The sequence below is a fragment of the Thermoanaerobaculia bacterium genome (assembly GCA_035260525.1).
GTDB lineage: Bacteria > Acidobacteriota > Thermoanaerobaculia > UBA5066 > DATFVB01 > DATFVB01.
In genome coordinates, this window is the sequence record DATFVB010000226.1 from 1 (window position 1) to 7,113 (window position 7,113).

Below are 7,113 nucleotides of genomic sequence, written 5' to 3' on the forward strand. Positions count from 1 at the left end.
GCGGCGGCGTGCCTGGGGTGCCACGACACGCAGGAGGCGGCGGCGCACGCCTACGTCATGACCTCGCCGTTTGGCGAGTCCTGCGCCGCGTGCCACGCTCCGGAGGACGACTTCTCGGTCGACAAGGTGCACGCGCGGTGATCCGGAGGTAAAGCGGACCGCAGAGAGGACGCCATGAAAAGAAATGGGGCTGTCCTGGCGGCGTTCCTGGTCTTCGGACTGGGCGCCGCCTCTTTTTCTCTCTTCGCCGCCGAATCGCCGGCGGCGGAGAAGGCCGCCGTCGCCGCGTGCGCCGACTGCCACGATCAGGCCAAGGACTTCGACCGCAATCCGCACGCTCGGATCCCGTTCCAGGCCGGGGCGGCGCGGGTGTCGGGCGATGCGGTGTGCGCGAGCTGCCACGGCGACACGAAGGCGCATGTCGAGTCCTCGGGCGAGCAGCCGGTCGAGCGCAAGCTCCACGGGCGCACGGGGGCAGAGTTTTGCCTGACCTGCCACGACCGGGCATCGGACCGGGTCTCGTGGCGTAACGGCGTGCACGGCAACTCGGCCACGGTCAACTGCCTGAGCTGCCATGTGATCCATGCGGCGCCGTCGAGGCCGCATCTGCTGGTGAAGGACTCGGTTGCTTTGTGCGAGTCGTGCCACCCGGGGAAAGCCGCGGGGTTTGCCGACAAGCCGTTTGCCCACCGGTTGAAGGGCGGCATGGACTGCGCTTCGTGCCACGACCCGCACGGGCGGGCCAACGACAACGCGCTGCGCCGCACGCGGGCGGGCGAGCTGCCGTGCCTGTCGTGCCATGCCGAAAAGCGCGGGCCATTCGTCTTCGAGCACGTCTCGGGCGTGGCCGGCGACTGCCTGAGCTGCCACGAGCCGCACGGGTCGTCGAATCCGAAGCAGTTGAAGCGGGCGGCGGTTTCCCAGCTGTGCCTGGAGTGCCACTCGCCGATCACGGGAGACACCCTGGGATCGCAGCCGCCGTCTTTCCACAACCTCCGGCTGGCGCGGTACCAGAACTGCACCGTCTGCCACACGGCGATCCACGGCTCGAACCGTTCGCCGGTGCTTCTGAAGTAGTGAGGACGCGATGAAGAATCTTCGCCGCCTGCTCGTCGCCCTCCTCGCCGTGGGCGCGGCGGCCTCGGCCCGGGCCGCCGACCCTCCGGTCTTCGACGTCGAGCTCGGCTACCGGTTCACGGATATCTCGGGCAACGAGAACATGTACCGCAGCCAGATCAACGAGCGGGAAGGGTTCCTCCTTCGTGCCTTCACGCTGTCGACGGGGGGGCCGGCCGGGACGGGGCTGTTCGACCAGCTTCGCGTCGACGCGAGCGACCTGGGGGCGGGGCCGGCGGGGTCCTTCCGGCTCCAGGCGGGGCTGGCCGGCAAGTACGACCTGCGGCTCTCTTACCGGCGCACGGAGATGTTCTCGGCGCTGCCGGCGTTTGCCAATCCGCTGATCTCCGACGGCGTCGTGCCGGGCGAGCATACGTACGACCGGGTGAGAAACGTCTTCGGCGTCGAGCTGCGGCTCCTGCCCGGCTACTGGATCACGCCCGTGGTCGGCTACGTGAGGAATCGCGACGAGGGGCCGGGACGCACGACCTACGACGTCGGCGGCGACGAGTTCCGTCTGACCCAGAACTTAGACGACGAGGACCAGGAGATCTACGGCGGCGCGTCCTTCGACGCGGGGCCGATATCGGGCCAGGTCACCCAGGGGTGGAGGAAGCTCCACGAGGTCGAAACCAACCGGCTCGTCCCCGCTGCGGGCTCGGGCAACAACTCGGGCACGGTGCTGGGCGTCCCGGTGTCGCTCGACGGGCTCGGGCGCACGACGAAGATGGACGCCAACACGCCGGTCACCAACGCGGTCGTGGCCGGGCGGCTGGGATCGCGCGTGAAGCTGATCGGCTCCTACGTGCGCGCGGCGGCCGAAAGCGACACGGTCGAGCGCGAAGAGCTCGCCGGGAGCCTCGTCTCCTTCGAGATCAGCCGGATCTTCGGCGGCCTGAACGAGACGATCTCCTCCCGCGCCCGCAACACGTTCTGGCGCGCCAGCGGAAGAGTCGAGGCCCATCTGGCCGACGGGATCGACCTGACGGCCGGCTACGCGAAGAACCACCATGATCTGGACGGGTTTGCCCTGATCTCGGACCTCTACTTGCAGACGGTGACCTTTGCCGGGCTCGATCCGCGGGACCTCGTCAATCTGATAAACGCCGACACCTCCGTCGAGCGGACCGAGGAGATCGTCGACGCGCGGGTCGACGCGCGGGCCTTCGGGGGGCTGTCGGTCTTCGTGGGCGGGTCGCAGAACAAGCAGCACGTGATCTTAGTCGAAGCGCCCGAGGAGATCGTCGTCCCGGGCTCCCAGGACGGCGACTTCGACCGGCGGATCCGCAGCTTCGACCTCGGGGCGAAGTTCTCCCAGGGCGGCCTGACGCTCGGGGCCGACTGGCGGAGGGACAAGGCCGACGACCCGGTGGTGCGGACCGACTTCCTCGACCGCGACCGCTACCGGATCCGGGCGGCCTGGGCCTTGAAGGAGCTCTTCCGGGTGAGCCTGGCGGCCGAGCAGATCGACGCCTCCAACGACCGGACGGGGATCGGCTACGACGCAAGGATGCGCCAGTACGGCGGGCAGGCCGAGGGGTCGCCGGCGAAGTTCTTGAAGCTCCGGATCTCGGCCGAGAAGTACGAGGCCGACAGCAAGATCCTCTTCCGGCATCCGGAAGACTTCTCGCTCGACACGTCGTTGCACAGCGAGGACGGCCGGTCGTACGAAGGCGGCGTGACGCTCCTCTTCGCGCCCGTCTCGATCGACGCTTCGCTGGGACGCTTCAAGAACGACGGGTCGTTCCCGTTCACGATCGACCGGGCCGCCGCGCGGGCCTCGGTCGACGTCACGAAGAACGCGTCGGTGATCGGCGAGTGGGCCAGGGACCAGTACAAGGAGAAGGCCACGCTCGCCGGGCCGCTCGCCAACTACGACGCCAATCGGTACGGCCTATACCTCCGCTGGCGTAATTAGAGGCGGGCGGGGCGATGCATCGAGCCGGACGGGCGCGTGCCGCCCGCGAGACCCTGCGACCTACGCCCCGGTAGGCCTCGGGATCTCGCGGCCGACCCGCATCCCGTCGGGCTCGCGCCTCGCCCCGCCTCAGCGCCGACAGCGCCGCGCCCGCCGGCCGGTCCCGCCGGGCCCGTCTTCCAGCACGTCTGGCCGCGCCTCGGTGATGACGTCAACTGATAACGCTGAATGGTGCGGATCTCTTCGGTCCGGCCGGGCCTCGCCTCGCCGTCGGATTCGACTGAGATCACTTCCTCTCCGGCTTGACGATACGGCAGTCGTCGGCGGACACGCCTCGCCCCGCCTCAGCGCCGACAGCGCCGCGCCCGCCGGCCGGTCCCGCCGAGCCCGTCTTCCAGCACGTCTGGCCGCGCCTCGATGATGACGTCAACTGATGTCGCTGAGTGGTGCGGATCTCTTCGGTCTGGCCGCGCCCTCGCCGTCGCATTCGACTGAAATCACTTCCTTCGCCGCTTGGCGATACGGGAATCGTCGGGGGACACGCCAGCGCAACGGCAGTCGCTCGATGCATGGCCGCGGCTTCTCCCGCCCCCCTTTTTCGAGCCCCTCAGGGAATCGAGATCGGCGCGGCCCCCGCGCGCTGCAGCGCGGTGTTCAGCACCGGCAGATCGCGCGACAGGAGCTCGTCGCCCTCGCCGATCACCTTGCGCACGAGCTTCGCGTCTTCCTCCGCCGCTCGTCGGTCGTCCGGCGAGGGCGCGCCGTCGGCGCTCTCCAGGGTGAACGCGAGCTTCGTGAGGACGGCCGACACGCCGGAGAAGCTCGCGAGGTCGAGCCCTCCGCCGCTGAGCTTCAGCATGTCCGACGTCCCGGCCAGCGTCTCGAGACGCGCGGCGAGCCCGGCGCGCGCGCGCTCGGCCTCCGCCGGGAGCTTCCCCGCGAGCGCTTCGACGGCCGTATTCACCGCCGCGACGCGCTTGCCGGCCGCGCCGAGCTCGAGCCGCGTCTTTTCGACATCGCGTGAGAGCGCGAACTGCGCGGCGAGGTCTGCGTCGCTCGCCCGGATCCGAGGATCGCGGCGGACTTCGAGAGGCTGCTCGAACGTCTCCCCGTCGACGATCAGTCTCACGGTGTACCGTCCCGGCGGGGCCCACAGCCCCGTTTCGCGCGAGTCCTCGTCGGGCGGCGCAAGCTCGCGCCGGGGCGCCGTGTGCAGGTTCCACACGAACCGGTGCGTCCCCGGCGCCGCGGAAAGGGGCGCTTCTTCCTTCTCCCAGTCCGGCGTGACGACGAGCTTGCCGGGATCGGCGGCGCGAACCGGATCCGCGCTCGAGAAGGCTCGGACGGTTTCCCCGTGCGCGTCGCGGATCTCGAGCGTGACCGGTTGCGCCGGCGCCTTTCCGATCCGGTAATCCAGGATTGCGCCGAAGGGAGGGTTCTCGCCGATCGGCTCGTCCTTGGGCACCGGCGTCCCCTGAAAGACGGCGGGGTGCACGCGGACTGCCGGCTCGGGCGCGAAGAAATGCGCGCGCGGCCGCGCCGCGTCATCGGAAAGCTGCCGGAGCGGCGAGACGTCGTCGAGGATCCAGAAGGAGCGACCGTGAGTCGCGGCGACGAGATCCGCGCCGTGCACGTCGATGTCGCGAACGGAGCAGACCGGGAGATTCAACTGCAGCGGCTGCCAGCGGTCGCCCGCGTCGAACGAAACGAAGACGCCGAGCTCCGTGCCCGCGTACATCAGCCCGCGCCGGACGGGGTCCTCGCGGACGACCTGGACGAACGCGCCGTCCGGGATCCCGGCGACGGTCTCCGTCCACGTGCGCCCGCCGTCGTTGGTGCGGAAGAGGTGCGGACGGAAGTCGTCGAGGCGATGCCGGTCGACCGCGGCCCACATCGTGTCCGAATCGAAAGGGGAGGCCTCGAGGCCCGTCACCTTCGACCAGGGTCCGACCGCGGCGGGCGTGACGTTCGTCCAGTGCGCGCCGTCGTCGGACGTCTTCCAGATCAGCCCGTCGTCGGTCCCGCACCAGATCTCGCCGTCGCGCCGAACGGAGGGGGCGATCGTGTAGACGACTCCGCGCCGCAGCCCGACGACGGGCGTGTCGGCGGCCGTCGCCGGATCGAGATTCGGCGGAGCGCCCGCGTCCTCGCGCGAGAGGTCCGGGCTGATCGGCGTCCACGTCCCGCCGCCGTCGGAGGTGCGGAAGACCCGCTGGTTTCCGAAATAGAGGACCTTCGGATCGCGCCGGGAGAATACGAGCGGAAGCGTCCACGTGTGGCGATAGACATCCGGGTACGCCCGCCCGGGGTCCACGTCGCGCAGCTGAAGCGTCTCGCCGTCGAAGCGCGTCACGCCGGCGCCGAAGACGGTTCGCGGATCGAGCGGGTCCGACGCGACCATCCCGTTCTCGTAGCCGACGGCGACGGGGCGCCAGTCGAACATCGTGATTCCCTGCCACTCGCTGCGGGACGGAACCATCGCCGCGCCCGAGTCCTGCTGCGCGCCGTAGACGCGGTACGGGAACCGGCCGTCGGTCGAGACGTGGTAGAGCTGGGCGATCGGCTGGTTGTACCAGGAGCTCCACGTGGCTCCCCCGTCGACGGTCACGATCGCTCCCTGGTCGACGCCGGTGATCATCCGCCGGGGATCGGAGGGATCGATCCAGAGCTGGTGGTAGTCGTCGCCTCCCGGCGAGCCGCGGAACGGCGCGAAGGTCGCGCCGCCGTCGACGCTCCGGAACATCGCGGTGTCGCACGCGTAAACGACGTCCGCGTTCTTCGGGTCGACCGTCACGCCCGAGAAATACCAGCCCCGGTTCCAGATGCGCGTGTCCGAGGAAGCGCGCGTCCAGCGGACGCCGCCGTCGTCGGAGCGGTACATCCCTCCGTCCTTCGCGTCGACGAGCGCGTACATGCGCCCCGGCTTCGACGGCGCGTACGCGATCCCGATTCGGCCGAGACCTTCCGTCGGGAGTCCGCCGCCGGCCGGCTTCCAGCTCCGCCCGCCGTCGTCCGAGCGCCAGAGGCCCGAACCGGGGCCGTACGACGGCGGATACGTGTTCCACGGCGGCCGGCGCGTCTGCCAGAGCGCGGCGAAGACCGTGTCGGGATGGGCGGGGTCGATCGCGACGTCGATGGCGCCGACGTCGTCGCCGCGGGAGAGGACCCGCGTCCACGTCCGGCCGCCGTCGGCGGTGCGGTAGACGCCGCGCGCGCGGTTGCCGGCATACGCGTGCCCCAGCGCCGCGACGAACGCGACGTCGGCGTTGCGCGGGTCGACGGCGATCCTGCCGATCTGCCGCGTGTCGTCGAGGCCCGCGTGGCGCCACGTCCGCCCGCCGTCGGAGGAGACGTAGACGCCGTTGCCGTAGGAGATGTCCGAGCGCATGTCGGCCTCACCCGTGCCGACCCAGATCACGCGCGGATTCGACGGCGCGACCGCCAGCGCCCCGATCGAGGCGATGGGCTGGCCGTCGAAGATCGGCCGCCAGGTGCGCCCCGCGTTGACGCTTTCCCAGACGCCGCCGCCGACCGAGCCGAAGTAGAAGTGGTCGGGCTCGCCCGGCACGCCCGACACCGCGAGCACGCGCCCGCCGCGGAACGGGCCGATCATTCGCCAGTGAAGGCCGGCGAAGAGGCTCGGGTCGACAGCGGGCGAAACCGCCGAGACCGGAACCGGCGCGAGCAGGAGCAAGAGAAGACCCAAGAGTCGCAGAAGACGCAAAGTAACCTCCGGTTGGTCCGAGATTATAGGGGCGGGCCCGGCAGATTCCGGTCAGGCCGCCGGAGGGGAGCAATCGCTGCGGCGAGCCGCTGTCAGTGCTTCCGCGGAGGGAGGACGAGGATCTGGCCGGCCATCTCGGGAAGATGGACCGTGCAATAGAACCGGTAGAGCCCTTCCCGGTGGAAGGTGAAGACCCACGACCGTTTCTTCAGGGGAGGAAGCCTCTGTTTCATCAGGACGTTCCAGTCCGGGTCGAGGAGCATGACGTCGTGCTCGTCGTCGGGCTGCAGGTTCCAGAAGTCGATCCGGGTCGCTTCGTCGCGCCGAACCGCGAAGAACGACGGGGCGAACTGAT

The 7,113-nt window shown here is 70.0% G+C and carries 4 protein-coding genes; 2 read left to right on the forward strand and 2 right to left on the reverse strand.

Annotated elements, in window-relative coordinates; translation table 11 throughout:
• The first annotated feature begins 174 nt into the window (after positions 1-174).
• Together VKH46_11545 and VKH46_11550 are read left to right on the forward strand one after the other, a co-directional pair.
• On the forward strand, positions 175-1,077 hold the full coding sequence (locus VKH46_11545; GenBank protein HKB71470.1) for a DmsE family decaheme c-type cytochrome: 903 nt from the start codon (positions 175-177) through the stop codon (positions 1,075-1,077).
• Positions 1,078-1,087: 10 nt separating this feature from the next.
• On the forward strand, positions 1,088-3,034 hold the full coding sequence (locus VKH46_11550) for a hypothetical protein (protein ID HKB71471.1): 1,947 nt from the start codon (positions 1,088-1,090) through the stop codon (positions 3,032-3,034).
• Between the two features lie 607 nt (positions 3,035-3,641).
• Here the strand turns inward: VKH46_11550 and VKH46_11555 are convergent.
• A complete protein-coding gene (locus VKH46_11555) occupies positions 3,642-6,728 on the reverse strand; it encodes a hypothetical protein (protein HKB71472.1) in 3,087 nt (1,028 codons plus the stop codon).
• Between the two features lie 122 nt (positions 6,729-6,850).
• The coding region (locus VKH46_11560) for a hypothetical protein (protein HKB71473.1) at positions 6,851-7,113 on the reverse strand (263 nt) is incomplete at its 5' end.

Excerpts from the sequence above, each read along its gene's own strand:
- VKH46_11545 (HKB71470.1), top strand. The coding sequence starts at position 175 with ATGAAAAGAAATGGGGCTGTCCTGGCGGCGTTCCTGGTCTTCGGACTG.
- VKH46_11550 (HKB71471.1), top strand. The coding sequence starts at position 1,088 with ATGAAGAATCTTCGCCGCCTGCTCGTCGCCCTCCTCGCCGTGGGCGCG.